Source organism: Streptomyces sp. NBC_00190 (genome assembly GCF_036203305.1).
Lineage (GTDB): Bacteria > Actinomycetota > Actinomycetes > Streptomycetales > Streptomycetaceae > Streptomyces.
In genome coordinates, this window is record NZ_CP108131.1 from 6,851,444 (window position 1) to 6,877,285 (window position 25,842).

Consider the following 25,842-nt stretch of genomic DNA (forward strand, 5'->3'; position numbering starts at 1 on the left):
CGCGTTGTCCATGTTCAGCAACCTCCGCCGGGTCGTCCGCCGCGGTTACCGGCGGGCCGTCGACCTCAGCCACCCGGCCCGCTCCCCGCTCGGCAGTGCCGTGGTCAACTGCGTCGTCTACCAGGACGGCGTACGCCAGGAGGGCTGCGCGGAGGCCGAGGAGGCGCTGCGCAGGGTCCGCAAGACGGGCGACGGCTTCGTCTGGATCGGCCTGCACGAACCGGACCAGTCGGAACTCGCCGGGCTCGCCGAGCTGTTCGGCCTGCACCCGCTCGCCGTCGAGGACGCCGTGCACGCGCACCAGCGCCCCAAGGTGGAGCGGTACGACGACACGCTGTTCTCCGTCTTCAAGACCGTGCGCTACGTCGATCACGACGAGCTGACCGCCACCAGCGAGGTGGTGGAGACCGGCGAGCTGATGGCCTTCACCGGCGAGGACTTCGTCATCACCATCCGGCACGGCGGAAGCGGCACCCTCGGCCCGGTCCGCGAGGCGCTGGAAGCCGCCCCGGCGCAGCTGGCCAAGGGGCCGGCGGCCGTTCTGCACGCCATGGCCGACCACGTGGTCGACGACTACGTGGCCGTGACGGACGCGGTGCAGAACGACATAGACGCCGTCGAGACCGCGGTGTTCAGCCCGGAAGGCGGGCGCGGCGACGCCGGCCGGATCTACCAGCTCAAGCGCGAACTCCTGGAGCTGCGGCGGGCGGTGGCGCCGCTGAGCCGCCCGCTGGAGCAGCTGGCCACCCAGCCGATACCGGTCATCCCGCCGGAGGCCCGCGCGTACTTCCGGAACGTGGCCGACCACCTGAGCCGGGCCACCGAGCAGATCGGCGCCTACGACAACCTGCTCGACTCGATCCTGCAGGCGCACCTGGCACAGGTGACCGTCGCGCAGAACGAGGACATGCGCAAGATCACGGCGTGGGCGGCCATCGTCGCCGTACCGACGATGGTGTGCGGCGTCTACGGCATGAACTTCGACCACATGCCCGAGCTGCACTGGCAGTACGGGTACCCGGTGGTCCTCGTCCTCATGGCGGTCGCCTGCTTCGTCATCCACCGCGGCTTCCGGCGCAACGGCTGGCTCTGACCCTCGCGAAAATCCCGGTGAGGGCGGCCGATGCCGCCGGTAGGGTCCGCCTGTCACTGATGATCACGGGGAACGGGCGGTTCGGACATGGAACGGACGGCGACGGAGCCGGTCGGCGGCGCACTGGCCGGTGAGCGCGTGCGGCTGGAGCCGCTCGCGCACCGGCATCACGACGGAATCTGCGAGGCGATACGCGACGGGAGCCTCTGGGAGCTCCCGGTGACGACCGTCCCGCACCCGCGGGACGTGCCCGCCTTCATCGAGGACGCGCTGGCGGAGCGTGAGGCGGGCACGCAGATCACGTACGCGACGGTCGACCGCGCGACCGGCAGGGTCGCGGGCTCCACGCGGCTCATGATGATCAACCCCCCGCACCGGCGGCTGGAGATCGGATACACGTTCCTCGGCGCGTCCTGGCAGGGGACGGGGCTGAACACCGAGGCCAAGCTGCTCATGCTCACCCACGCCTTCGAGGTGATGGGCATGCACCGCGTCGAGCTCCTGACCGATGTGCGCAACAGCCGGTCGCGGGCGGCGATCGCACGGCTGGGGGCCACGCACGAGGGAGTGCTGCGCCACCACATGGTGATGCGCGACGGATGGATCCGCGACACCGCCGTGTACAGCATCACGCGCCCCGAATGGCCGGACGCCAAACGCTCGCTCCAGGCCCGCGTGTACGGGTCTTGAGGATTCCCAAACGCTGGTAGTAAAGTTTCCTAACCAACCAAGGAAGCCTCAACTACCCCACGGAGCCCTTGTGTTCGTCCCCCACCGCAAGACCCTGGTCATCGGCGCCCTGATCGGCAGTGCGCTCCTCGCCGTACCGGTCGCGGCCCACGCCACGGCCGCCGACGCCGGTGCCGCCTCCACGAAGGTGACCGCGGCGGCCGCCGTCGGTCTCGACGATCCGGCGAAGAAGGAAATCGCCATGCAGATCGTCTCCAGCGCCGAGAACTCCTCGCTGGACTGGAAGGCGCAGTACAAGTACATCGAGGACATAGACGACGAGCGCGGCTACACGGCCGGCATCATCGGCTTCTGTTCCGGCACCGGGGACATGCTCGACCTCGTCGAGTACTACACCCAGGTCAAGCCGGGCAACATCCTCGCGAAGTACCTCCCCGCCCTGCGCAAGGTCGACGGCACCGACTCGCACGCCGGTCTCGACCCCAACTTCACCAAGGACTGGGCGAAGGCGGCCCAGGACGCCGAGTTCAGGAAGGCTCAGGACCACGAGCGGGACCGGGTCTACTTCAACCCGGCGGTCAAGCAGGGCAAGTCCGACGGGGTCGGCACCCTCGGCCAGTTCATGTACTACGACGCCATCGTCATGCACGGCGACGGCGGCGACTCCACCAGCTTCCGCAACATCCGCAAGCGCGCGCTGTCCAAGGCCAAGCCCCCGGCCCAGGGCGGCAACGAGACCACGTGGCTGAACGCCTTCCTCGACGCCCGTGTCTGGGCGATGAAGCAGGAGGAGGCGCACAGCGACACCAGCCGCGTCGACACCGCGCAGCGGGTCTTCCTGAAGAAGGGCAACCTGAACCTCAACACCCCCCTCGACTGGAAGGTCTACGGCGACTCCTTCCACATCGGCTGACGCAACGTGCGGCCGGGGCCCGGGTCCGGGTCCCGGCCGCGGCGCCGCGCGGCCGATCGGGCGATGCGGGAAGTGACCTTGACCCGCCAGTAACAGGGGCATAAATTCTGCCCCGGCTTGATCCAGCAGGACGGGCCCACCATCCGTCCTCTGGGGGGACTCGTGCACTACTACACCGACGTGCTGAAGAAGTACGCCGTCTTCTCCGGTCGCGCCCGCCGCCAGGAATTCTGGATGTTCGTCCTGTGCAACCTCGTGGTCGACGTCGTCCTCGTGACCCTGGACGTCGTCCTCGGCACGAGCGGCATCATCGACGGGGTCTACACCCTGGCGGTCCTCCTGCCGTGGGTCGGCCTCACCGTGCGCCGGCTGCACGACACCGGCCGGTCCGGCTGGTGGTACCTGCTCGTCCTGATCCCCCTCCTCGGCTGGATCTGGCTCATCGTCCTCATGGCCACCGAGGGCGAGGCCGGGCCGAACAAGTACGGCCCGAGCCCCAAGGCGATCCACGCCTGACCGGCCCGAGCACGCGCACACCCGGGCGCCGCCGCCGACGGAACACGTCGGCGGCGGCGCTCTCGCGTGACGGGCGTGACGCGCGTCTCCCGGGGCTCGGGGCAGGGGGCTGTCCGGACCGGCCCGATCACGAGATATCTTGATGTCGAGCAATGTTGCAGACGAGAGACGCAGACTGTGGAGCGGAGCATCCGGTGACTGACTCGACCATCATCTACACGCACACTGACGAGGCCCCGGCCCTCGCGACGTATTCGTTCCTGCCTGTGATCCAGGCATACGCGTCGACGGCCGGTGTGAATGTCGAGACCCGTGACATCTCCCTGGCCGGTCGGATCATCGCCAGCTTCCCGGAGTACCTCCAGGAGAGCCAGCGGATCGCCGACGCCCTGGCCGAGCTCGGCCAGCTGGCGAAGACGCCGGAAGCGAACATCATCAAGCTGCCCAACGTCTCGGCCTCGATCCCGCAGCTCAAGGCCGCGGTCGCCGAGCTCCAGGGCCAGGGCTACGCCCTCCCGGACTACCCGGACGACCCGAAGTCCGACGAGGACCGCGACGTCCGCGCCCGCTACGACAAGATCAAGGGCAGCGCCGTCAACCCGGTCCTGCGCGAGGGCAACTCCGACCGCCGCGCCCCCGGCTCGGTCAAGAACTACGCCAAGACGCACCCGCACCGCATGGGCGCCTGGACCCCCGAGTCGAAGACGAACGTCGCCACCATGGGCGAGAACGACTTCCGCTCCACAGAGAAGTCCGCGGTCATCGCCGAGGCCGGCACCCTGCGCATCGAGCACGTGGCCGCCGACGGCGCCACCACCGTGCTGCGCGAGTCCGTACCGGTCCTCGCCGGTGAGGTCGTGGACGCGTCCGTCCTGCACGTCGACGCGCTGCGCACCTTCCTCAACGACCAGATCGAGCGTGCCAAGGCCGAGGGCGTGCTGTTCTCCGTGCACCTCAAGGCCACGATGATGAAGGTGTCCGACCCGATCATCTTCGGCCACGTGGTCCGCGCCTTCCTCCCGAAGACCTTCGCCCGCTACGGCGAGACCCTCGCCGCCGCCGGCCTGTCGCCCAACGACGGCCTCGGCGCCGTCCTGAACGGCCTGGGCGCGCTGCCCGACGGCGACGCGATCAAGGCCTCCATCGACGCCGAGATCGCCGAGGGCCCGGCCCTCGCGATGGTCGACTCCGACAAGGGCATCACCAACCTGCACGTGCCGTCCGACGTCATCGTCGACGCCTCCATGCCGGCCATGATCCGCACCTCCGGCCACATGTGGGGCCCCGACGGCAACGAGGCCGACACCCTCGCCGTCCTCCCGGACAGCAGCTACGCCGGTGTCTACCAGGTCGTCGTCGACGACTGCCGCGCCAACGGCGCCTTCGACCCCTCCACCATGGGCTCGGTGCCGAACGTCGGCCTCATGGCCCAGAAGGCCGAGGAGTACGGCAGCCACGACAAGACCTTCGAGATCGCGACCGCGGGCACCGTCCGCGTCGTCGACGCCGCGGGCAACACGGTCCTGGAGCAGGAGGTCGCCGCCGGTGACATCTTCCGCGCCTGCCAGACCAAGGACCTGCCGATCCAGGACTGGGTCAAGCTCGCCGTCACCCGCGCCCGCGCCACCGGCAGCCCGGCCGTCTTCTGGCTGGACGAGGGCCGCGCGCACGACGCGCAGCTGATCGCCAAGGTCAAGACGTACCTGGCCGACCACGACACCGAGGGCCTGGACATCAAGATCCTCTCCCCGGTCGAGGCCACCGCCTTCTCCCTGGAGCGCATCCGCCGCGGCGAGGACGCCATCTCGGTGACCGGCAACGTGCTGCGTGACTACCTGACCGACCTGTTCCCGATCCTGGAGCTGGGCACCAGCGCCAAGATGCTGTCGGTCGTCCCGCTGATGAACGGCGGCGGCCTCTTCGAGACGGGCGCCGGCGGCTCCGCCCCGAAGCACGTCCAGCAGCTGGTCAAGGAGAACTACCTGCGCTGGGACTCGCTCGGCGAGTTCTTCGCGCTCGCGGCCAGCTTCGAGCACCTCGCCACCACCACCGGCAACGCCCGCGCCCAGGTGCTGGCCGACACCCTGGACCGCGCGACCGGCACCTTCCTCAACGAGGACAAGTCGCCGAGCCGCAAGCTGGGCGGCATCGACAACCGCGGCAGCCACTTCTACCTCGCCGCGTACTGGGCGCAGGAGCTGGCCAAGCAGACCGACGACGCCGAGCTGGCCACGGCCTTCGAGCCGCTCGCCAAGACGCTGTCGGAGCAGGAGGAGACCATCGTCGCCGAGCTCATCGCGGTGCAGGGCTCCCCGGCGGAGATCGGCGGCTACTACCAGCCCGACGCCGCCAAGGCCGCGGCGATCATGCGCCCGTCCGCGACCTTCAACCAGGCTCTGGCCCTCCTCGGCTGACACCTGAGTCGTACGCGTGATGCTCCGCCCCGGCCGGCCTCGTGCCCGGCCGGGGCGGACCCGTCTCCGTACCCGGCCGCGATCCCCCGCCGGCCATGCGAGAACATCCCGGGACTCGGTGGCCGAGGGGCGGGCCCTGCGCTAACGTTCGCTGGTCGGTGACCTTCGGGGGGTTCTGTGGCACGTGGTTCCAACTCGTCCTGCGGCGGCATCGGTTGCGCTGCGATCCTGCTCCTGACGTTCGTCCTGCCCACGCTCGGGTACCTGCTCTCGCTTCCGCTGACCCTGCCCGACCTGATGGCGGCGCAGACGCCGCCGCAGCAGCTGCACGGCTTCGTCCCGTACCTGGCCACCTACGCCATCCCGGTCGTGGTGGCGCTCGGCCTGGCACTGTTCGCCGGCCGGCGCCGTGCCTTCGTGTGGTGGCTGGTCCTGGCGCGGGCCGCGGCCCTGCTGGCGCTGGTCGCCCCGGCCCTGTGGTGGACCGAGAGCAAGGTCGGCGACCAGCCCCTGTGGAACGTCCGGGCGACGGCCGAGAGTCTGGCCGCCGGGCTGGTCGCGGCCGCCTTCGTCGCCGCGGTCCGCTGGTGGGACCGCTCCCGCGGCGGCACGCTCGCGCCGAAGGGCACCCAGCGGCCGGGCACCCAGCGGCCGGCTCCGGGCGAGGTCTGGCTGGCGATGGTGCCGCTCCGCGAGGATCCCGCGCGGCAACTGCGGCACTACTGCGTGGTGCTGGCCGCCCACGCCGACCACGCGGAGGTCGCCCAGATCACCAGCCAGGACAAGGACGGGCGGTCCGACCACATCCGGATGCCGAACGACGGCTGGGACAAGGTCTCCGGCCGGCCCCACTGGGTGGAGATCGGCCGGCCGCCGCGCCAGGTCGACTACCGGCTGTTCCTCAAGACCCGGCCCCAGGGGCACTGTCCGGCCCCGGTGTGGCGCCAGCTCAGCCGGTGACCGGGCCGACGTCAGAGCCGGTGGACCCGTTCCTGCTCGAAGGCCAGCGGAGACCGCCCGGACGCGAGGATCCGCAGTCCGGGGGCCACCGCGAGCAGACGGCGCAGCCAGGCCAGTGCTTCGGGGCCGAGCTGTTCGGTGCCGTCCAGGACGAGCAGCATGTCCCGTTCGGCCAGCCACGAGGCGGTGTCCGCCGTCCCGCACGGCAGGAAGCGCATGCCGCGTACGCAGCCCAGTTCGGCCGTCAGCTCGCGGACTCCGTAGCCGCCCCGGAGCGGGTCCAGGGCGATGACGGCCACCCCGTCGTAGAAGTTCGACGCGAGCCGCCGGGCGATCTCCCGTACGAGCAGGCTCCGCGGCCCGCGTAAACCTCCCGTCACCGTCACTACGCGCCCCCTGCGGACGGTGGTGAGCAGCCGGGACATCTCGGTGGACGTCGCGGGCAGTGTCGTTGCGGGCGAACCGGATTCCCTCATCGGCACGATGCCCCCCATTGCATGCGTGACCAAGCGCGGCAAAAGGGTTGTTTCAAGCCGCATGACGATGATTATCCGCCGCCTGCGCCATGAGGCCAGGGGAATGTCACATTCCGGAGAGAACGGGCCGCCGCGGCGCCCCGACGAGCTCGGCGGCCCGCCGAGCACAGCGACCCGCATCCGGCGTAGTTCCCGTCGGCCCTGTGACGTACGTGTCCGGGCGCGCGCACCCCGAACGGTTGTCGGGCAGCCGGTAATGGGCTCTACTGCTGTGCAGCCACCCACCGGGGGCATACGCACGGGGGAGGGGCCAGGATGAGCGCGGACCGGCGATCCGACGGGCGGGCCGCCCGTCGCGGTCCGCACCGGCACCGGCGCCGATCCGGCTTCCGGGGCCGCAGGCCGCTGCTCGCCCTGCTGATCTCCGCCTTCCTCCTGGTCGGGGTCTGCGCGGCCACCGGGATCGCCTGGGACCCCTTCAACGGGGCCTCACCTCAGGCCGGTTCGGCCCCCGCCATCGGCATCCCGTCGCCCACCGGGCCCGGCAGCGCCGCGCCCGGCGCCTCCGACCCGGCCACCCCGCAGCCGGCCGACAGCCCGCCGCCCACCAAGGGCGCGGCCGCCAAGGGCAACCCCAAGGGCGCGGTGGACACCGGGGCCGCCCGCCCCTCCGGCGCCCTGCCCTTCGACCTGCCCCAGCCGGCCGCCCTGCGCTCCGGCGCGGCGGGCGGGAAGCTGGTGTTCGCCCACTACTTCACCCCGTACCCCCTCTCCCTCGACAACGCGAGCGCGGACGGCGACTACTACACCCGCAACTACCTGAACCCGGGCGGCGAGAGCGGCAAGCACGAGAAGTACGGCGGCCTGCTGCGCGACCGGCCGCTGCCCACCCCGCCCAAGGCCGGCGACTGGGAGTACGCCAACCTCCAGCAGGAGGTACGCACCGCCCGCGCGGCGGGCATCGACGGGTTCACCCTCGACATGCTCTCCCTCTCCGGCAAGAACTGGGACCGCTCCAACCTCCTGATGGCGGCGGCCCGTTCGGTGGACCCGGCATTCAAGATCATGCTGATGCCGGACATGACCTCGCTGAACACCGACGACCCGGGCGTGCTCGCCGACGCGATCGCCACCCTCGGCGGCGCCCCCGCCGCCCACCGGCTCCCCGACGGCCGGCTCGTCGTCTCCCCCTTCAAAGCGGAGGCGAAGAGCGCGGCCTGGTGGACCCAGGTCATGGAGATCCTGAAGACCAGGCACGGCGTCCGCACCGCCTTCGTCCCGCTCTTCCTCGACTTCGGGGCCCACAACGGCGCCTTCGCCCCGATCAGTTACGGCTTCTCCGAGTGGGGCAGCCGCAGTTACGTCGGCCAGGAGAGCAGCACCCGCGACGTCCGCCGGGCGCACGACCTGGGCAAGATCTGGATGCAGCCCGTCTCCGTCCAGGACGCCCGCCCCAACCAGGGCATCTACGACGAGGCCGGCAACACCGCGACCCTGCGCTCCACCTGGACGCACGCCATCGAGGACGGCGCCGACTGGGTGCAGCTCACCACCTGGAACGACTACTCGGAAGGCAGCCAGTTCGCGCCCTCCCTGCACAACGGCCACGCCTACCTGGACCTGACCTCGTACTACCTCACCAAGTTCAAGACGGGCAGCTGGCCGAAGATCGTCCGGGACACGCTGTACCTCACCGCCCGCACCCAGTTCGCGAGCGCCGACCCGACGGGCGGCCAGTCGCTGCTGATGGCGCCGCGCAAGGGCAGCGCGGCGCCCCGGGACACCGTGGAGGTGCTCAGCTTCCTCGCCGAGCCGGCGGTCGTCCGTACGGCCGTCGGATCCGCGAAGGACACCCACGAGGCACCCGCGGGGATCCACTCGCAACTGCTCCCGCTGAAGCCCGGCACGGCCTCGGCCGAGGTGGTGCGGGACGGCAGGGGCGGCGCGGACGTGGAGCTGCCGTACCCGGTGGACCGCACGGTGGAGGTCCAGGACCTCCAGTACTACGCGGCGACCAGCGGACGGGAACAGTAGCGGAGCGCGGCGGCCACCGGCAGGCCACTCCGTCCGGATTGGCCTTGTGGGCTCGGCCGCCGCCCTTGCATGATCCGGAAGCAGGCCAGCCGCACCCGTCACCCGGAGGTACCCGTGACCGAGCACGCCACCCCGACCGCCTTTCCCGGAGGCTCCGCCCTGTTCCGGCTGGACCCGGGCGTCGCGCACCTCAACCACGGCTCCTACGGGGCGGTACCCCTCCCCGTCCAGGAGGTCCAGGAGGTGCTGCGTGCCGAGGCCCACGCCGACCCCGACGCCTTCTTCTACGCCGTCTCCGACCGGCTGGCCGGGGCCCGCGGCCGGATCGCGGCCCGCCTCGGGACGGACCCCGAAGGCCTCGCCTTCATCTCCAACGCCACCGAGGGCGCCAACATCGCGCTCGACGCCGTCCCGCTCGAAGACGGCGACGAGATCCTGGTCACCGACCACGGCTACGGCACCGTGACCGCCGCGGCCGCCCGCCGCGCGCCCGTCACCACGGTGGCCCTGGACCCGCACCTGCCCGACGAGGACGCCGTACGCGAGGCCGTGCTGGCGGCGCTCACGCCCCGCACGAAGGTGGCCCTCCTCGACCACGTCAGCTCGCCGACCGCCCGCCTCGTGGCCGGACCGCGGCTCCTCGCGGACCTCGCCGCGCGCGGGATCGTCACCGTCGTCGACGGCGCCCACACCCCCGGCGCGCTGGCCGAGCCGGTCGCCGGGGCCGACTTCTGGTTCGGGAACCTGCACAAGTGGGGCTACGCCCCTTCCGGCAGCGCGCTCCTCGCCGTCGCCCCCGCCCACCGGGACCGCGTCAGGGCCCTGGTGCCCTCCTGGGAGGACCACCGCGGCTTCCCCCGCTCGGTCGACTACCGGGCCACCGCCGACTACACCGGTTGGCTGGCCGCCCCGGAGGGCCTCGACCTGCTCGACCGCCTCGGCGCCGACAAGGTACGGGCCCACAACAGCGCGCTCGCCGCCTACGGTGCGGACCTGCTCGCCCGGATCCCCGGGTTCACCGCCCTCCCGCACACCCCGGTCCTGCCGATGCGCTCCCTGCTGCTGCCGCCCGGCGTCGCCGAGACCCAGGACGCCGCCCGGGCCATGCGCGAGGAACTCGCGGCGAAGCTCCGTATCCGGGTCCTGGTCTGGCCCCGGCCGGGCGGCGGCGGCCTGCGCGTGTGCGGGCAGGTGTACAACCACCCCGAGGAGTACGAACGCCTCGCCGCGGCCCTGCCCGCGTTCCTGGCGTAAAGGACGCTGGGCAGGGAGGCTCAGCCGCGCCTGAGCAGGTACGTGTCCATGATCCAGCCCTTGCGGGCGCGGGCCTCGGTGCGCAGCTCCTCGATGCGCCCGGCGACGTCCGCGAGCCTGCCCTGCACCAGGATCTCGTCAGGGGTGCCGACGTAGGCCCCCCAGTAGATGAAGAGGTCCTGGTCCAGGTGGGCGGTGAAGGCGTGCCGGGCGTCCAGCATCACCACCACGTCGTCCACGTCCTGCGGCCAGCCCTCGGCCAGCCGCCGCCCGGTGGTGATCTGGACCGGGCGGCCCACCCGGTTCAGGTTGGTCCGGTGCCGCGCCAGCAGCGCCGAGACGCTGCTGATGCCGGGTACCACCTCGTGCTCGAAGGCCACCCGGCCCCGCTCCAGCACCTCGTCGAGGATGGCGAGGGTGGAGTCGTACAGCGAGGGATCGCCCCACACCAGGAACGCCCCGGTCTCGCCGTCCGCCAGATCCTCCGCGATGAACCGCTCGAAGAGCTCGGCCCGCGCGCTGCGCCAGCCGTCCACCGTCGGGGTGTAGTCGGCGGGGGTCCGGTCCCGGTCCGGGTCCCGGCCCTCCACCAGCCGGTGGCCGGGGCGGGCGTGCTCGTCGAGCATCGCGCGCCGCAGCCCGGTCAGATCCGCCTTCTCCTCGCCCTTCTCCAGGATGAGGAACGCGTCCGCCGCGCCGATCGCCTTGACGGCCTGGAGGGTCAGGTGGTCCGGGTCGCCCGCGCCTATGCCGATCACTGAGAACTTCTTCACGGCGCTATTGTGCCCGTCATGCGCGTCGCCCTGTTCGTCACCTGCGTCAACGACGCGCTGTACCCGCGGACCGGCATCGCCGTCGTGCGGCTCCTGGAGCGGCTCGGCGTCACCGTGGACTTCCCGGCGGCCCAGAGCTGCTGCGGGCAGCCGCAGTACAACACCGGCTACCGGTACGAGACCGAACCGCTGATGCGGCGTACGGCCGAGGCCTTCGCGGGCTACCAGTACGTGGTCACCCCCTCCGGGTCCTGCGCCGCGATGATCCGCGAGCACTACCCGCGCATCGGCCGCAAGGCGGCGGGGGAGGGGCGCGGCACCGCACTCGCGGAGGCGGCGCGGTCGCTGTCACCCCGCGTGTACGAACTGACCGAGTTCCTGGTCGACGTCCTCGGCGTGACCGACGTGGGCGCGTACTTCCCGCACACCGTCACCTATCACCCCTCTTGTCACGGTCTACGGGGACTCGGGCTCGGGGACCGGCCGCGACGGCTGCTCGCCGCGGTCAAGGGCCTGCAGCTGATCGAGCTGCCCGGCGCCGAGGAGTGCTGCGGCTTCGGCGGGACCTTCGCGGTCAAGAACCCCGACGTGTCGGCCGCGATGGGCGCCGACAAAACCGCGGCCGCCCGGGCCACGGGCGCGGAGGTGCTGTGCGGCGCCGACAACTCATGCCTGGCCCACCTCGACGGCCTGCTGCGCCGGGCCGGAGCCCCGCTGCGCGCCCTGCACCTCGCCGAGATCCTGGCCGCCACGGAGGAGGAACCGCTGCGATGACGGGTGTCCATCTCGGCATGCCCGCGTTTCCCGACGCGGCCCGCGAGGCCGTACGGGACGACGTACTGCGCGCCAATCTGCGCCGCGCCACGCACACCATCCGCGACAAACGGGCCCGGGCGGTCGCCGAGCTGGCGGACTGGGACCGGCTGCGCGCGGCCGGCAAGGCCGTCAAGGACCACACGCTGCGCCATCTCGACCGCTACCTCGTCCAGTTGGAGCAGGCGGTGACGGCGGCCGGCGGGACCGTCCACTGGGCGGCCGACGCCGAGGAGGCGAACCGGATCGTCACCGGCCTGATCCGGGAGACGGGCGAGCGGGAAGTGGTCAAGGTCAAGTCCATGGCCACCCAGGAGATCGGCCTCAACGAGGCGCTGGAGGCCGCCGGGATCACCGCGTACGAGACCGACCTCGCCGAACTCATCGTCCAGCTCGGCCACGACCGGCCCTCGCACATCCTGGTCCCGGCCATCCACCGCAACCGCGCCGAGATCCGCGACACCTTCCGTGCCGAGATGGGCCGCCTGGGCCGGCCGGCGCCCGAGCCGCTCGGCGACGACCCCCGGGAGCTCGCCGAGGCGGCGCGCCTGCACCTGCGCGAGAAGTTCCTTCGGGCCAAGGTCGCCGTCTCCGGCGCCAACTTCATGGTCGCCGAGACCGGGACGATGGTCGTCTTCGAGTCGGAGGGCAACGGCCGGATGTGCCTGACCCTGCCCGAGACCCTGATCTCGGTGGTGGGCGTGGAGAAGGTGGTCCCGACCTTCCGCGACCTGGAGATCTTCCTCCAGACGCTGCCGCGCTCCTCGACGGCCGAGCGGATGAACCCGTACACGACGATGTGGACGGGAACGACGGACGGCGACGGGCCCCGTGCCTTCCACCTCGTCCTCCTCGACAACGGCCGCACCGACACCCTCGCCGACGAGGTGGGCCGCCAGGCCCTGCGCTGCATCCGCTGTTCCGCCTGCCTGAATGTCTGCCCCGTCTACGAACGCGCCGGCGGCCACGCCTACGGCTCCGTCTACCCCGGCCCCATCGGCGCCATCCTCAGCCCCCAACTGCGCGGCACCGGCAGTGAGATCGACGCCTCGCTGCCCTTCGCGTCGACGCTCTGCGGAGCCTGCTACGAGGTGTGCCCCGTCGCCATCGACATCCCCGAGGTCCTCGTCCACCTGCGCGAACGGGTGGCCCAGGGCGGACCGGTGACCCGGGACGGCATCCGCGTCACGGTCCGCCCCGCGCACGGCCGCACCGCCGAACGGGCCGCCATGCGCGCCGCCCGGCTCCTCCTGGACCACCCGGGAGCGCTCAGGGCGGGCGAGCGCCTGCTGGCCCGGGCCCGCCGGCTGCGCCCGCGCCGGCTGCCGGGGCCGGGGCGGGCCTGGACCGGCACCCGCGAACTGCCCGACATCCCGGCGGAGTCCTTCCGCGACTGGTGGACCCGAGAACGGGGGACCCCGCAGTGACGAGCAAGGACCGCATCCTGGCCCGCATCCGCCGGGCCGTGCCGGGCGGCCCCGAGGTGGGCATCCCCCGGGACTACCTCCGCGCGCACGGCGCCCGCACCCCGGCCGAGAGCGCCGACCTGCTCGCCGCCAACCTGGCCGAGTACCGCGCGACGGTCCACCGCACCGGCGAGGACGACCTCCCCATGCTGCTGATGCGGCTTCTGGCCGTGCGCGGTTCCCGGACGGTCCTCGTGCCGCCCGCGCTGCCCCCGCACTGGCTCGCCGCGGCCGACCCGACCCGCATCCACGACCGCGCCGGGTCCACCCCGTACCAACTGGACGAGGTCGACAGCGTGGTCACCGGCTGCGCCCTGGCCATCGCCGAAACGGGAACGATCGTCCTCGACGGCGGGCCCGAACAGGGGCGCCGGCGCATCACCCTGATCCCCGACCACCACATCTGCGTCGTCCGCGTACCGGAACAGCTGGTGGACTCCGTGCCGCAGGCCCTCGAACGCCTCGACCCCGTCCGCCCGCTGACCTGGATCTCCGGACCCTCCGCCACCAGCGACATCGAACTGGACCGGGTGGAGGGCGTGCACGGCCCCCGCACCCTGGAGGTGATCCTCCTCGGCGCACAATGAGGTCATGCCCACCCACATCGCCCTCACCGCCCTCGTGGTCCACGACTACGACGAGGCCATCGACTTCTACACGCGCGCCCTCGGCTTCGACCTCGCCGAGGACACCGAGCGCCCGGACGGCTCCCGCTGGGTCGTCGTCCGCCCGCCCGGCGCCAAGGAGACCGCGCTGCTGCTGGCCCGCGCCAAGGACGAGGCCCAGCGCTCCAGGGTGGGCGACCAGACGGGCGGCCGGGTCGGCTTCTTCCTCTACACCGACGACTTCGCCCGCGACCACGCCCGGATGGCCGCCGAGGGAGTCCGCTTCCTGGAGGAGCCGCGCCACGAGGCGTACGGCTCCGTCGTCGTCTTCGAGGACCTCTACGGCAACCGCTGGGACCTACTCCAGCCCGCCCGCTAGCCGCGGCGCCTCCCGCGCGGCATCGACGGCCGGGCCGCCGTCCGCGACCCGGCCGGCCAGCTCCCGGGCCCAGCGCACCAGGCCCGCCACGTCGACCCCGTACGGCCCCCCGTCCAGCCCCTCGATCCCGGCGGCCCCGCGGCGCAGCAGCCGCGCCCCGCCGACCGGGTTGCCGCGCGCGGCGTGCGTCAGCCCGACCGCGAGCTGCGCGAGCCCCCGCCAGAGCGGGGCCGCGGCCCCGGGCCCGGACTTCCAGGCGTCCTCGAACACCTCGTGCGCGTGGAACGGCATCCCGGCGTCCAGCAGCCGCTGCGCCTCCCGGACGGTCTGGGCGGGGGAGCGCACCACCCCCTCGGGCTGCCGCTCCACCCCGGGCACCCCGTAGGGCAGCGGCCGCCCCAGCCCGTCCCTGGGCCGAGCGCTGCGCGCCCGCCCTTCGGCATCCCGATCTCGTGTGTTCACCGCCCCATCCTCTCCCCCCTCGATTACCGGTGCATGCACACCCGTCTGCGTGGGGTAATGTTCTGCATGTGCCGCCGAGCAGGGGGAAACCCCAGGTCGAGAGCACATCGGGACGTGGCGCAGCTTGGTAGCGCACTTGACTGGGGGTCAAGGGGTCGCAGGTTCAAATCCTGTCGTCCCGACTAGAGTTCTACTCATAGTCGCAGGTCAGAGCCCTGCTTCACTTCGGTGAGGCAGGGCTCTTGATCGTTTTCCGCGGCGATGTGTCACATTTGGTCACAAGACGGGATGGATCTTGCCCTAGCTGGCGAGCAGCTCCCCGAGCTTGTCCGAACCGGCCTTAAGATTCTGCGGGTCGGGGTGAACGTAGACCCGCTTGGTGAAGGACAGGTCCGAGTGTCCGGCCCACGCGGAGACGACGGTGTCGGGCACGCCGTTGTTGGCCATCCAGGAGAGCACGGCGTGACGGGCGTCGTAGAGACGGACCTTCCGAACGCCGGCTTGGGCCATGAGCCGGTGAGCCTCGCGCCGCAGCTTGTCCGTCTTAAAGGGTCGGCCCAGCTCGTCAACGACGACGTAACCACTGAGCCCTTTCCAACCTCAGGTTGAGGCGTGGTGAAGGACGACGACGGCCTTCACGATGTCGGTGATCCGGTTGGTGCTGCAGCGGAGCTTGCGTAGCAGGCGCCAGCCCTTCAGGACGGCCATGGCCTGCTCGCCGAGGCACCGGATTTTGGCGTGGGTGCTGTTGTGCTGTCGCTTCCAGCGCTTGAGCCGGCGGCCCCGGAAAGGTACGCGGACATGGCGGCCGGCTCCTTGGTACGCCTTGTCCGCCCAGCACTTCAGCCCTGCCGTTGCGAGCGCGTCGATGATGCCGTGTTCGCGCGCGGCGGTCAGGTCGTGGGTGGAGCCGGGCAGGGCCGCGGAAGCCCATAGCCGTCGGCCGAACGGATCCGTGATGACCTGGACGTTCATGCCGTGGCGCTTGTGTTTTCCGTAGTAGTACGGGGTGTCGGCGGCGATCCGGTCGATGGGCAGGAGGGTGCCGTCCAGGATCACGTACGCCTTCGTCCGGACGGTCGTCATTGCCTCGGCCAGGGTCTGCGCCTGGGCGGCCAGCACTTCGACGGCCTCGCGTATGTAGCGGTAGACGGTCGCGATGCCGATCTCGAACCCTGCGGCGAGTTGGGCGTACGTGTCGCCGCATCGCAGGTGGGCCAGGGCGAGCAGGGCCTGACGGCCGGCGGGCAGACGCCGCCATCGCGTGCCGATCTCCCGCCGGTGAGCGGCCAGTTGCCTCGTCAGGTGCCGCAGTGTGCGGCTGGACAGATCGATCGACGACGGGTAGACAAGCACGCGAAGCTCCTGGCGGACGCAGATGATCTTGGTCGAGAACCCGTCTACCAGGAGCTTCGTCGTTCCGTACAACCCATGCCCACCAACACCCCGATGCCACAGCCAGGTTGGAAAGGGCTCAGTGGATGATGCCTTTCCGACACCGCCTTTCTGTGATGCGATTGAGATAACCATAGGTAAGTTAAATCCGTCGAAACCCCAAACGGGTTGTTTCGGCGCATTTCTTATTCTGTAATCGGAATGAACAATTCGACACGAATGTGTCAATATGTAATAAATGGGACGCAATCTCGTGGGGTTGGCCCGAGCAGGCGATCGGGCGGTCGACGAGGAGGCCGTACAAGTTCTCGCAAGTAGCTGGTCGTAGCGGGTTAGCTACGTGCAAGATCGTGCGCAGTGATCGTCAGCCTCACAGGGAGAGGGCATCATGGCGCTGCACAAGTTGGGCAAGGATCCGGAGTCACCGGTCAACAACTCGCCGACCGTGTACTACGACGACGAGACGGACAACTACGTGCTCCAGGGATGGAAGGTCCTGGACGAGGGGCGCCTGTCACAGATGGACATCCCCGAGCACGAGACAGTGATCGAGTTCCCCAGGCGCATGCTGCAGTTCTTCCCGGAGGTCAACAGTGGCACAACCGAGCTTTGAGGAGCTGCTGGAGCAAGCACAGGAGAGTGCTGTCCATCTGGAGATGCGAGACGGGTACATGCTGGACGACCCGGCCTTCATCGACTGGAAGGCCGGGAAGAAGATCGATCCTCATGCGCGTTGGCCGCAGTGGTTCGAGTGGGTCGAGCGTGTTCGGAGTAGGGGGGTCGAGGTCCGACGTGCCCGGATCATCTCCGAGCCGGTGAGTGAGTACGTACGGTTCGAGCACGAGATCACCACGGACCTCAACGTCGCGGCTGGCGAGCAGGTGCGGTGGCTCCCTCGGCGTCAGGCAACCGACTTGGCCTTGCCGGGCAATGACTTCTGGATGTTCGACGGGAAGATCGTCCAGCTCAACCACTTCGCGGGGAGCGGCGAGTCCATCGGGCATGAGACGGTGACTGATCCGCGGGTCATCGCCCTGTGCGGTTCGGCCTTCGAAGCCGTCTGGGAGCGAGCAGTACCGCACGAGGAGTACCAACTAGCCTGAGCGGTCCTGTGTCCTCCTCATCCAGCGTTCAGCAAGCGAAGCAGGCCCTGGGCCAGCGTCTCCGTGAGATCCGCAAAGATGCCGGGATCACCGCGCGAGAGCTGGCCCATAGGGCCGGTTGGCATGAGTCCAAGTGCTCACGGATCGAGCACGGACGTACGCCACCCTCCGACGCCGACATCCGGGCGTGGACACTGCACTGCGGTGCCGTGAACCAAACCGAGGATCTGATCGCCACAATCCGGGGCATCGAGGGAATGTACGTCGAGTGGCGACGTCTAGAGCGGGCCGGGCTCAAGCGGGTGCAAGAGTCGGTCGTCCCGCTCTTTGAGCGCACGCGTAAGTTTCGGGCGTACTCGTCGTGGCTCATCCCCGGACCGTTGCAAACGGCCGCGTACACCCGCTCCCTTCTGAAGGCAACTGCCAAGCGGCGGGGCCTCGCTGAGGACGTTGAAGAAGCAGTCCAGGTACGCGTTGCCCGTCAGCGAGTGCTCTACGAGGGAAACCACCAGTTCGCGCTCCTGGTGGAGGAATCCACGCTTCGCAAGATGATTGGGGACGGCGAGGTCATGGCCGGCCAACTCGGGCACCTGATCAGCGTCGCATCACTTCCCAGCATCAGCTTGGGCATCATTCCTGATGTCGCCGACAGATCTGCCATCCCTCCGGTCGAAGACTTTTGGATCTTCGACGACGCACAGGTGAACGTCGAGCTGGTCTCGGCGTACCTGACCGTCACACAGCCGCACGAGATCAACCTCTACGCGCAGACCTTCACCATGCTCGCCGGCCTGGCCGTGTACGGGGCCAAGGCTCGCTCACTGGTTACCACGGCGATCAACGCCCTGGACGAGTGATCCCGCGCAAGTTCGCGCACACTCGTTGAAGCATGGTGCGGTGTGTTCCTACCGTGCCAGGCATGGCGACCAAGCAGGCAAACCTGAAGCCCACCGCTGCTGGCGAAGCAGTGGTGCAACTGCAAGAGGCCCTGGCCGGTGCTGGGATCGTGCTGCCCTCGCTGGACAGCGACTATGCGAGCCCGTACCTCAACCTGGTGGAACTCGGACGCGTCCGTGCGGACGTCGCGGTGAAGCTCGCCGAGATCGTGCGCCGCGGAACCGTGTGATGACGGGCAGGCAGAAACCGCCGGCACCTCCAGAGGTCGGCTCGCTCCTGGTGGACACACGGACTGACCGAGTCGGCACTGTCATGGGAAACGTCGGGCCGTACATCCAGCTCCGTCCGCCCGGCGGAGGTACCGAGTGGGACCTGCCGCCGGGTGACCTGCGGTCGGCTGAGGTTCTGGATGAGCTGCGCGCGAAGGTAACCATGGTCAATGCTCAGGGAAGGAGTATGCGATGACTCCACGCAGCGTCATGCGGTTCGCTGAGTGGACGATGCATCCCGAGACTGCCTCGGAAGCCCCGGTGGTGGTGCATGAGCTCCAGTGCACGACGTGCCTTGCCGCCTCAAGCGCCGATGAGAATTTTGAGACCGCTCGGGACTGGGCGTTCCACCACGTCGGCCGGAACCCTTCCCATCAGGGCTACCGCGAGACGGTCACCCGCTTCTGGCGCATGACGCTGACGAACTGAAACCCGGGCTCCCAGGCTGCGGGTCCTCGGGCAACCAGCTGTCTGCCCTGAGGGTTTGGCCGGTGGCCTTCATCGTGTTGGGAGCGGGGAGACCTTACGCTCGCCAGCGGATCGGGCAGCATTACAGCTGCCCTTTAGTGTCCGATCAGGTCTTCCCGCTTGAGGGCCCCGACGCGGGGGAGGTGGGTAAAACCTCAGGGCCAGTCCAAAACAAGTCACGTACTACCAAGGGGACTTGAAGAGATAATTACCAATTCAACATCAAAAACGACCATGACAGTCTTGCATGAGTCCTAAATAAAAGATAGATCCGAGAAGGGCTGGACATCTGAGGACGTTCTTGTTGACCCTGGAGAGGAGAGGAATCGCACAAGGCGGAGCCTCATCTAGGAAGAGAGCGACCCCAATGCCCATGATTCCAGGTGGTAGCAGCGGACACTATGGCCCGCCCGATGGCGCTCCCGACCCGGGAGACTTCGGCGCTGATGCAATCGCGGCGCACGAAAACTGGAGGAACTCCGGATACACCCACTACACAGCCTACAAGGCGGATAGTGGACAAATTAGCTGGAATGAAATAGAATTGGAGGACTCTCGGGAAGTTGAGGATGTTCATATCTCCGACCTGAACATCCCCGACGACTAGAATCCCAACGCGGGGTGGCATAGAGCCGTATAAGAGTCATGCCGCTAATAGCGAAGCTGCCAGGCTCCTTTGACATGCAGAATTGGAGCTGAGGCAGGAAGCGAGGAGACTGAGTGGGTGTGAGTCCTCGTAAGAAGGCTCACCAGAGACTTCATGTAGCTGCAAATACGAAGCCAATGGCGTCAAATCCCACTGCCCCGCAAACACCACAGGGAGGCTCCTTCGGGGTCTCCCTTTTGCTATGGGGCAAGATCCTCGGGTTGAAACCACGCCGGCTACCAAGAGTGAAACCATAGAGGCTCTGAAGCTAACCGAAATTACTACGGGCTAAACGTAGATTTGTCCCAAGTGGTCCAGCCTCAAAACCCCGCCGCCAATCATTTCTTCTGCGACATGACCTGATAGAGTAGGTTCTAGCTAGGCTATTCAGCCATTTCTCGCCAATTGCGGCGCCTCACAGTCGGCGAGTGTGGGCCGTCGTGCAGAAGTCGGGCAACGCACCCCTCTCCACAAAGCCATATATCGAACAATTTTAGTCAGGGCAAATGAAGTCGACCGATATGGAGGTTTTCAACTACCTCTCGGAGACCTGTGAAGAAGGATCGACCGAAATCCTCGGCCCGACTGAGGCCCTGCCGCCACTCGGGAGAAGTGCGAGGTTCCGTACGTGCAGTGTCGAAATCCTTGATTGTGTCATAGACGGTCTTGCAAGGGCCGATAGTCTCCTTTGCGGTAGTCTTAAGCGCCTCGACGAGTGCAGTGTCGGTGACCTGCTCCCATAGCTGACTCATCTTCTCGGAGCAGTTCGCAATATTGGTACCAAGGTTTACTCGATTCTCGGCTCGTCGAAACCACGGCGCCCCAGTGGTGATCGCCCTGTCTACGGCGAGGGCAGTCAGCCTGTCCGCAAGCCGACTGGTGGCGTCGATCGGCACGTCAGCAACGGCAACAGTAAACCAGTTCGTCAAGGAATGGTTTAGAATAACGCTCTCTCCCGGCAGTACGACTGTCCCTCGCGCTGCCGCGATATCCTGTGCCGCCTGCCGGGCGTACTCGACGGCCCATTGACTGTATGGCGCGGGCGCCTGGTCGCTGTTGGCCGTAATGACCGGATCGATGGCCCCGTCATCGCTGCTATTAAACAGCAGGACCCACTTCGAGGTGTTGGTGATCACCGAACAGGTTGGAAGCGTGGGCTCCTGACTGTATTGGGTATAGAAGTCGACGTATCCGGTGGCGGGTGCCACCGGATACGTCGGGGTACACGCAACGGCCGCTCGTGCCGGAGTGGGCACAACCAAGAGAGCCAGCAAGGTAGTCACACCGACCGCTGGGGCAACAAGCCTTGGACGACAAGGAGTCATAACGCACCCTGCCTCTACTGGGAGCATCCCCGAGCTGAGCTACTTCCAGTTTGCGCCTGATCGGCAATGATCGCTACACCGCCCATCCCGCCCGCACCATAAGTGAGCCAATACAAGCAAGACTTGTCGGCCGATACCATCGCGTACCGAGCCACGGCGGCGACCAGCAAACAGGGCGGACCAAGGAGCCGAGCTCCGGTCGTAGACACAGCCTGGACACCAACTGCCCAGGAACAAAGGAGGTTGAAAAGGTGCTCCTTTTCTTCCTTCTGGCGCATGATGTCCCGGCCCGTCCACCGCCTCAGGGGCAAGCCGACTACGTCGGTCCTACGGACCCTTGACCCGCCGGCCGTGCCGGAATAGCCGCCAATTAAGGAAGGAAAAGGGAAAGTTGGTCAGGGGGGTGCTAGTCCAGGGGAGGGAGGTTGAGGTGCTTCTCAACGCGGGTGATGCGCTCGTGTGCGATGTCATTCATCCCCAGCAATGTATCGAAGATGCCCTTGTGTTGTTCTTCGGATGTCTGAGCGAGAACATCGAGTTTCGTGGCAAGTAGTCGCTGACCCTTTTGGAGATCGTCAACCTTCGTTTCAATACCACCGACACGGGTCGCGAGGCCCTCGATCTGCGCCTCGATCCGCTCCTGCCCCTCCTGGAGCGCTTGCAGTTGATTTAATATTTGCTCATCGGTGGACATGTCCTATTTATAGCAAATTGCTAGAATTTGATCAACGGGCAAAAATGGTGCTCATTTCACTTTCTCGGCTCCGAGGGGAAGCGGTAGAGCGTCGTCCTGACAGGGCTTCTGGGAGGCCTGCGCCGCTGGATGACCGGTGTGGGTGACTCGGCCCGGGCAGTGGGTGCGAGTGTGGCCTCGACAGTGGGCGGCTCGAAGTACTGAACTTGATTGGGTGATGTCGGGGCTGTTCGCCTGACAGGGTCCGTACCGTTCCTGTAGCCCTGATGCTGTGAGGTACGCGCAGGGCGGCGGGTTGACCGACGCCGAGAGGGCCGCGCGGGAGCGGATCCGATTGCAGGCCGTGGAACGCTTCGAGGGCGGGGAGAAGAACAGTCAGATCGCGACCGCGCTGCGGGTGAGTGAGCGTTCGGTGGAACGCTGGCGCCGGCAGTGGCGGGAGGGCGGCCAGGCCGGGGTCCGCTCGAAGGGATCGCCAGGTAGACCGAGGCTGAGCGGCATGCAAATTGCCAGACTTGAACGGGAGTTGGAGCGGGGTCCGCTGGTTCACGGCTGGCAGGATCAGCGGTGGACGCTGGCCCGGGTGAAGACGCTGATCGGCAGGCTGTTCCACGTCACCTACACGGTGGAGGGAACGTGGCGGCTGCTCAAGCGTCACGGCTGGTCGTGGCAGCAGCCGGCCCGCCGGGCGATCGAGCGTGACGATGAGGCCGTCGAACTGTGGAAGAAGGAGGTCTGGCCGCGGGTAAAAGCGCCGCGGCGGCTCGCGGGGCCTGGATCGTCTTCGAGGACGAGGCCGGGCAGTCGCTGAGACCGCCGCGCGCCAGGACCTGGGGCCGCGCAGGCCAGACGCCGGTGGTCCGTGTCCGCGGGCGAGGCTCCGGCCGGGTCTCGATGGCCGGGATGACCTGCTTCAAGCTGGGCGAGCGGTCCCGGATGTTCTACAGCTTCCACGTCTACCGGGGCCGCAAGGGCGATCCCAAGGGCTTCACCTGGCGGGACTACCGGGACCTGATCGTCCGCGCGCATATCCAGCTCGACGCTCCGGTCGTCCTCGTCTGGGACAACTTGCGCGCTCACCTGATGCCGCAGATGCGAGCGTTCATCGAAGCGAACGAGGACTGGCTGACGGTCTTCCAGCTCCCCTCCTACGCACCCGACCTCAACCCCCAGGAGGGCATATGGTCGCTGGTCAAACGGACCATCGGCAACCTCGCCGCCGCTAACCTCGACCAGTTGGCCAGAGCCGTGAAGCGAAGCCTCAAACAGGTCCAGTACCGCCCGCACCTCGTCGATGGATGCCTCGCCGGAACCGGCCTGACCATGGACACCTGACCACGATCAGACCGACATCACGCATTCAAGTTCAGTAGCGATGGAGGTAGTAGTCCTCCACCTCGTCCAGGGCGTGAGGCAGCTCGGTGAGAGCGGGGAGGCGAGGGGTTCTGACCTTCTGGACGCGGTCGTCCGGGAGTCTGACGAATGCCTCGCCGACGCGTAGCTGCTGGATGGATTGGACCTGCCGCTCCCACTGTTCGGCCAAGGGGTAGTAGGCCGGGTGGGTGCGGTCCTCGGCGGCCTCGTCGGTGACGACGTGCTTGATGGCGTCCGGGTCGACGGTGCCGAAGAGTCGGGCGGAGTGTTCAGCGTCCGGGCGGCCCGCCTTGAGCACGACCTCCAGGCCGACGTTCTGAAGGGCTCCCTTGAGCCGGTCGGATGCCTGGCTCCAGTTCTGATGTGCCATGACGCAGAACAGGTTGTACTTGCGGGTCTCCGAGAGCATGCGGGTGAGGCTCTCCTCGCTCTGGGCCATGAACTGGGAGAACTCGTCCAGTATCAGAAAGTGAGGTGCCCGGCCGGATCCTGCGGCCCGGATGTTGGCCCGGCTTAAGGCCGCGGTCTCCATGCCCACCGTGAGCAGACAGCCAAAAAGCCGACGGGCATCGGGGGAGGCAACGGCAAGGTTGACGATCAAGGATGTACCCGAGTCGATCAGCCGCCGGAAGGCCAGGACGTTTCGCTCATTGCCCAGGGCGTAGCGAAGGATGGGGGAGAGGGTCAGAAGGTCGGCCCGGTTGAGCGTTGACTCCTTCATCCGCGGTGCGTCCCGTCCCCACTGGTCCATGCGGAGTTTGAAGAAGCGGATCACCTGCGGATCGTGGACGTGGGTTAGCAACTCGTCGCGCAGGGACTTATCCGTCAACAGGTCCGAGAGCCGGGTGAGGGGAAGCCCTGCCTCGCGTAGCGCCACGACTGAGTGCTTGAGGATGTTCTCAAAGGTGGGTGCGCCGTGGGCCAGCTCGGGCCATGCCCTCCGGGCTGCTTCGGCCGCGTGTTCGGCCATCGCGTGATCGTCGTACGGCTGGGCGAGAAAGTTAAACGGAAGGTACCGACCCTCAACGGCGGCGGCCGGTACGTCCAGATACATCAGCCGGGATCGCTGCTGGGGAGTATCGAGCTGCCCGGCCTGGACGAGATGGGCCAGGACCCTCTATCTGCCGCTGAACGAGGCCCGCGTCCACATGCATGTGCTCGGCAACAGCCCGTCACCCTCATTGACCCGCACGGCGACCTCGCCGTTGGAGGTCGCGGGGGAAGATTCGGAGGTATGTCGAGAGCTGGAGAACTCTGCTAATGCCAGTGCTTCCGCTCTTCAGGGGAAGAGACGAAGACGCGCTTCTGGCATCGGATAGTCCGACTGAAAACCCGCTCCTTGTCCTTCCTTGGAAGTCATGAGGGATAGGCCCCGGTGCGTCGGCCTCGACGAGGGACGCAGTACGGCCGGGGCCGCACTGCCCCGAGTGGCTCTCGTGAGGCGATCCGGGGCCTACGCTCACTCGGAACCGGAGAAGATCTTGGACACCGGCAAGTAACAGTGTCCCGTCTGACTGGCATGACCCTTCTTGCGGTCCAGGAGGTCGTCCAGCCTGATGCGCTGGTCGAGGACGGCCATGAAGTCGCTGCCGTCCATCGTGATGAAGGGCGTGCTGTAGCTGTAGACGGCCAGGGCATCGGTGCTGTATCCGCTCATGCTGACGTAGAGCCCAAGCGTGTTCTTGCCCTTACGCTCGATGTTGGCCTTGAACACGTCGAGCTCTCTACGGCCGATGGCCTCCTTCCACCACTTGGCTTCGAGCACGTAGTGGTCCGTGTTGAAGGAGAAGGCGCCATCGATCTGTTCATGATCGAGGCTGTAGGACGCCCGCGGCTCCAGGTCGTACAACGCAAACAGCTCGTTGATGAAGCCCTCGAAGGCGGTTCCCCGCTTGTGTGGGTCGCCGGCTGAGTGCATCAAGAGGAATCGCTGCTTCAGCTCCTCGTGAGACTGGGCGAACGCCCGTCCGTCCTGAGCCTTCTTGGCGCTCTCAGTGATGGCAGCGGCATGCGCTTCGTGCTCTTGGATGACCTCTTGTTGTTTGGCCGTCCAGCGACGCAACTCCGTCACAGCCGCAGCGGCCTTGGCCACCATGTCGTCGCCGTCGACCTGGTTCATCAGGTTCGGGAAGGTATCCATGGCGGTGATGTCGAGCATCAGCGCGATGGTCAGATCGAGGTAGCGAGCTTCGTTGGCTCGCAGGAGGTTGACCACCTGGCCGGACACTTCACGTTTGGTGGCCCCGAAGTCCAGTCGTGCCAACAGCTCGCTGTGGTCTTGCAGCATCCCTCGGAGGTACAGCTCAAACGGCTTCTTGTTCCAGAAGATCAGCGTCAGGGCCTCGACGAGAGCCAGGTACGCGCTGGGGTTAACCGTCTTCTTGCGAGCATCGTTGTGCATCCGTCCCCCTCCTGCGGGCCACCACTCAAGGTCACCAGGCAGTAACGGTAGCGCGGCGCAGGCTGATGATCTGCCCCTACGAGCAGATTCGATGCGTCGGTCCACGACGCCCCCTGGAGGGCCCTATAGATCAACGAGGAAGACGCAACGCGCCGGACGATCAAGGAGCCGATCCGCGATCACGCGGACTTCCTGGAGGCTCAGGCGCCCTCGTGGGGCACACCTGAACCGAGCCCTGGCGTGTCACCGATTTGTCACGCACTCCGGCTCGTGCCCCCGGGAGACAGTGCGCTGACCTGGACGTTTGCCGGACTGTGTGGACTGTACGGACGAGAAAGACTGCGCGTCAGCCACTGGGAGATCAAGGGGTCGCAGGTTCAAATCCTGTCGTCCCGACCATGCTTTTAGCAGGTCGGAGGCCG

General features: G+C 67.9%; 26 protein-coding genes, 1 tRNA gene and 1 pseudogene. 19 read left to right on the top strand and 9 right to left on the bottom strand.

The window, feature by feature from the left end; translation table 11 throughout:
- The first annotated feature begins 10 nt into the window (after nucleotides 1-10).
- From corA to OG429_RS32195, 6 genes are all read left to right on the top strand, one after another.
- Nucleotides 11-1,093 (top strand): magnesium/cobalt transporter CorA, encoded by a 1,083-nt coding sequence (gene corA, locus OG429_RS32170; protein ID WP_328928763.1) that lies wholly within the window; start codon nucleotides 11-13, stop codon nucleotides 1,091-1,093.
- An 87-nt stretch (nucleotides 1,094-1,180) separates the two neighbouring features.
- Nucleotides 1,181-1,783 carry a GNAT family N-acetyltransferase gene (locus tag OG429_RS32175; RefSeq protein ID WP_328928764.1) on the top strand — a complete coding sequence of 201 codons (603 nt, stop codon included), beginning with the start codon at nucleotides 1,181-1,183 and terminating at the stop codon, nucleotides 1,781-1,783.
- A 70-nt stretch (nucleotides 1,784-1,853) separates the two neighbouring features.
- A complete protein-coding gene (locus OG429_RS32180; protein WP_328928765.1) occupies nucleotides 1,854-2,696 on the top strand; it encodes a chitosanase in 843 nt (280 codons plus the stop codon).
- Between the two features lie 162 nt (nucleotides 2,697-2,858).
- Nucleotides 2,859-3,212 (top strand): DUF805 domain-containing protein, encoded by a 354-nt coding sequence (locus tag OG429_RS32185; RefSeq protein WP_328930487.1) that lies wholly within the window; start codon nucleotides 2,859-2,861, stop codon nucleotides 3,210-3,212.
- Between the two features lie 194 nt (nucleotides 3,213-3,406).
- Nucleotides 3,407-5,626, top strand: coding sequence for an NADP-dependent isocitrate dehydrogenase (locus tag OG429_RS32190; RefSeq protein WP_328928766.1), 2,220 nt, complete (start codon nucleotides 3,407-3,409; stop codon nucleotides 5,624-5,626).
- Nucleotides 5,627-5,803: 177 nt separating this feature from the next.
- The gene (locus OG429_RS32195; RefSeq protein ID WP_328928767.1) at nucleotides 5,804-6,586 is read left to right on the top strand and encodes a hypothetical protein; all 783 of its coding nucleotides are present in this window, start codon (nucleotides 5,804-5,806) and stop codon (nucleotides 6,584-6,586) included.
- Between the two features lie 11 nt (nucleotides 6,587-6,597).
- On the opposite strand, the gene OG429_RS32200 is transcribed toward OG429_RS32195, so the two are convergent.
- The gene (locus OG429_RS32200) at nucleotides 6,598-7,068 is read right to left on the bottom strand and encodes a hypothetical protein (protein WP_328928768.1); all 471 of its coding nucleotides are present in this window, start codon (nucleotides 7,066-7,068) and stop codon (nucleotides 6,598-6,600) included.
- A 309-nt stretch (nucleotides 7,069-7,377) separates the two neighbouring features.
- Here OG429_RS32200 and OG429_RS32205 point away from each other — a divergent pair, with 309 nt between their 5' ends.
- The gene (locus OG429_RS32205) at nucleotides 7,378-9,096 is read left to right on the top strand and encodes a glycoside hydrolase family 71 protein (RefSeq protein WP_328928769.1); all 1,719 of its coding nucleotides are present in this window, start codon (nucleotides 7,378-7,380) and stop codon (nucleotides 9,094-9,096) included.
- 114 nt (nucleotides 9,097-9,210) lie between these two features.
- A complete protein-coding gene (locus OG429_RS32210; RefSeq protein WP_328928770.1) occupies nucleotides 9,211-10,350 on the top strand; it encodes an aminotransferase class V-fold PLP-dependent enzyme in 1,140 nt (379 codons plus the stop codon).
- Between the two features lie 20 nt (nucleotides 10,351-10,370).
- Here OG429_RS32210 and cobF read toward each other — a convergent pair whose 3' ends face one another.
- The gene (gene cobF / locus OG429_RS32215; RefSeq protein WP_328928771.1) at nucleotides 10,371-11,123 is read right to left on the bottom strand and encodes a precorrin-6A synthase (deacetylating); all 753 of its coding nucleotides are present in this window, start codon (nucleotides 11,121-11,123) and stop codon (nucleotides 10,371-10,373) included.
- Nucleotides 11,124-11,141: 18 nt separating this feature from the next.
- Between cobF and OG429_RS32220 the strand changes: the two genes are divergently transcribed.
- From OG429_RS32220 to OG429_RS32235, 4 genes are read left to right on the top strand one after another with little or no spacing between them, the layout of a single operon-like run.
- Nucleotides 11,142-11,897 carry a (Fe-S)-binding protein gene (locus OG429_RS32220; protein WP_328928772.1) on the top strand — a complete coding sequence of 252 codons (756 nt, stop codon included), beginning with the start codon at nucleotides 11,142-11,144 and terminating at the stop codon, nucleotides 11,895-11,897.
- Nucleotides 11,894-13,363: a lactate utilization protein B gene (locus OG429_RS32225; protein WP_328928773.1), complete on the top strand. Its 1,470-nt coding sequence runs from the start codon at nucleotides 11,894-11,896 to the stop codon at nucleotides 13,361-13,363. The genes OG429_RS32220 and OG429_RS32225 overlap by 4 nt, the downstream gene beginning before the upstream one ends.
- On the top strand, nucleotides 13,360-13,989 hold the full coding sequence (locus OG429_RS32230; RefSeq protein WP_328928774.1) for a LutC/YkgG family protein: 630 nt from the start codon (nucleotides 13,360-13,362) through the stop codon (nucleotides 13,987-13,989). The genes OG429_RS32225 and OG429_RS32230 overlap by 4 nt, the downstream gene beginning before the upstream one ends.
- Before the next feature lie 4 nt (nucleotides 13,990-13,993).
- Nucleotides 13,994-14,386, top strand: a complete 393-nt coding sequence (locus OG429_RS32235; RefSeq protein ID WP_328928775.1) for a VOC family protein — start codon at nucleotides 13,994-13,996, stop codon at nucleotides 14,384-14,386.
- On the opposite strand, the gene OG429_RS32240 is transcribed toward OG429_RS32235, so the two are convergent.
- Nucleotides 14,366-14,848, bottom strand: a complete 483-nt coding sequence (locus OG429_RS32240; RefSeq protein ID WP_328928776.1) for a DUF309 domain-containing protein — start codon at nucleotides 14,846-14,848, stop codon at nucleotides 14,366-14,368. The genes OG429_RS32235 and OG429_RS32240 overlap by 21 nt on opposite strands.
- A 108-nt stretch (nucleotides 14,849-14,956) precedes the next feature.
- On the opposite strand from OG429_RS32240, the gene OG429_RS32245 reads away from it, so the two are divergent.
- Nucleotides 14,957-15,030: transfer RNA gene (locus OG429_RS32245), tRNA-Pro, on the top strand.
- A gap of 118 nt (nucleotides 15,031-15,148) precedes the next feature.
- Here OG429_RS32245 and OG429_RS32250 read toward each other — a convergent pair.
- Both OG429_RS32250 and OG429_RS32255 read right to left on the bottom strand, forming a co-directional pair.
- Nucleotides 15,149-15,421, bottom strand: a pseudogene (locus tag OG429_RS32250) (tyrosine-type recombinase/integrase); the annotation flags it as partial.
- 27 nt (nucleotides 15,422-15,448) lie between these two features.
- Nucleotides 15,449-16,204 carry a transposase family protein gene (locus OG429_RS32255; protein WP_328928777.1) on the bottom strand — a complete coding sequence of 252 codons (756 nt, stop codon included), beginning with the start codon at nucleotides 16,202-16,204 and terminating at the stop codon, nucleotides 15,449-15,451.
- A gap of 427 nt (nucleotides 16,205-16,631) precedes the next feature.
- Between OG429_RS32255 and OG429_RS32260 the strand changes: the two genes are divergently transcribed.
- The 5 genes from OG429_RS32260 (at nucleotide 16,632) to OG429_RS32280 (ending at nucleotide 18,941) form a co-directional block, all read left to right on the top strand.
- Complete coding sequence (locus tag OG429_RS32260; protein WP_328928778.1) at nucleotides 16,632-16,856, top strand: hypothetical protein; 225 nt, start codon at nucleotides 16,632-16,634, stop codon at nucleotides 16,854-16,856.
- Nucleotides 16,857-16,899: 43 nt separating this feature from the next.
- On the top strand, nucleotides 16,900-17,346 hold the full coding sequence (locus tag OG429_RS32265) for a DUF6879 family protein (RefSeq protein WP_328928779.1): 447 nt from the start codon (nucleotides 16,900-16,902) through the stop codon (nucleotides 17,344-17,346).
- Between the two features lie 8 nt (nucleotides 17,347-17,354).
- Complete coding sequence (locus OG429_RS32270) at nucleotides 17,355-18,203, top strand: helix-turn-helix domain-containing protein (protein WP_328928780.1); 849 nt, start codon at nucleotides 17,355-17,357, stop codon at nucleotides 18,201-18,203.
- A gap of 62 nt (nucleotides 18,204-18,265) precedes the next feature.
- Nucleotides 18,266-18,472: a hypothetical protein gene (locus tag OG429_RS32275; protein ID WP_328928781.1), complete on the top strand. Its 207-nt coding sequence runs from the start codon at nucleotides 18,266-18,268 to the stop codon at nucleotides 18,470-18,472.
- A 232-nt stretch (nucleotides 18,473-18,704) separates the two neighbouring features.
- Nucleotides 18,705-18,941, top strand: a complete 237-nt coding sequence (locus OG429_RS32280; protein WP_328928782.1) for a DUF7848 domain-containing protein — start codon at nucleotides 18,705-18,707, stop codon at nucleotides 18,939-18,941.
- Between the two features lie 1,182 nt (nucleotides 18,942-20,123).
- Here OG429_RS32280 and OG429_RS32285 read toward each other — a convergent pair.
- Together OG429_RS32285 and OG429_RS32290 are read right to left on the bottom strand one after the other, a co-directional pair.
- Nucleotides 20,124-20,762 (bottom strand): hypothetical protein, encoded by a 639-nt coding sequence (locus OG429_RS32285; protein ID WP_328928783.1) that lies wholly within the window; start codon nucleotides 20,760-20,762, stop codon nucleotides 20,124-20,126.
- A 595-nt stretch (nucleotides 20,763-21,357) separates the two neighbouring features.
- Nucleotides 21,358-21,645 carry a hypothetical protein gene (locus OG429_RS32290; RefSeq protein ID WP_328928784.1) on the bottom strand — a complete coding sequence of 96 codons (288 nt, stop codon included), beginning with the start codon at nucleotides 21,643-21,645 and terminating at the stop codon, nucleotides 21,358-21,360.
- A gap of 271 nt (nucleotides 21,646-21,916) precedes the next feature.
- On the opposite strand from OG429_RS32290, the gene OG429_RS41515 reads away from it, so the two are divergent.
- A protein-coding gene (locus OG429_RS41515; RefSeq protein WP_443051288.1) for an IS630 family transposase occupies nucleotides 21,917-22,980 on the top strand; the annotation gives its coding sequence in 2 pieces (ribosomal slippage) (nucleotides 21,917-22,364 and nucleotides 22,364-22,980; 1,065 coding nt in all).
- Between the two features lie 31 nt (nucleotides 22,981-23,011).
- Here OG429_RS41515 and OG429_RS32305 read toward each other — a convergent pair.
- Together OG429_RS32305 and OG429_RS32310 are read right to left on the bottom strand one after the other, a co-directional pair.
- The gene (locus OG429_RS32305; RefSeq protein WP_328928787.1) at nucleotides 23,012-24,073 is read right to left on the bottom strand and encodes a hypothetical protein; all 1,062 of its coding nucleotides are present in this window, start codon (nucleotides 24,071-24,073) and stop codon (nucleotides 23,012-23,014) included.
- A 405-nt stretch (nucleotides 24,074-24,478) separates the two neighbouring features.
- On the bottom strand, nucleotides 24,479-25,420 hold the full coding sequence (locus tag OG429_RS32310; RefSeq protein ID WP_328928788.1) for a restriction endonuclease: 942 nt from the start codon (nucleotides 25,418-25,420) through the stop codon (nucleotides 24,479-24,481).
- Nucleotides 25,421-25,842: the final 422 nt, after the last annotated feature.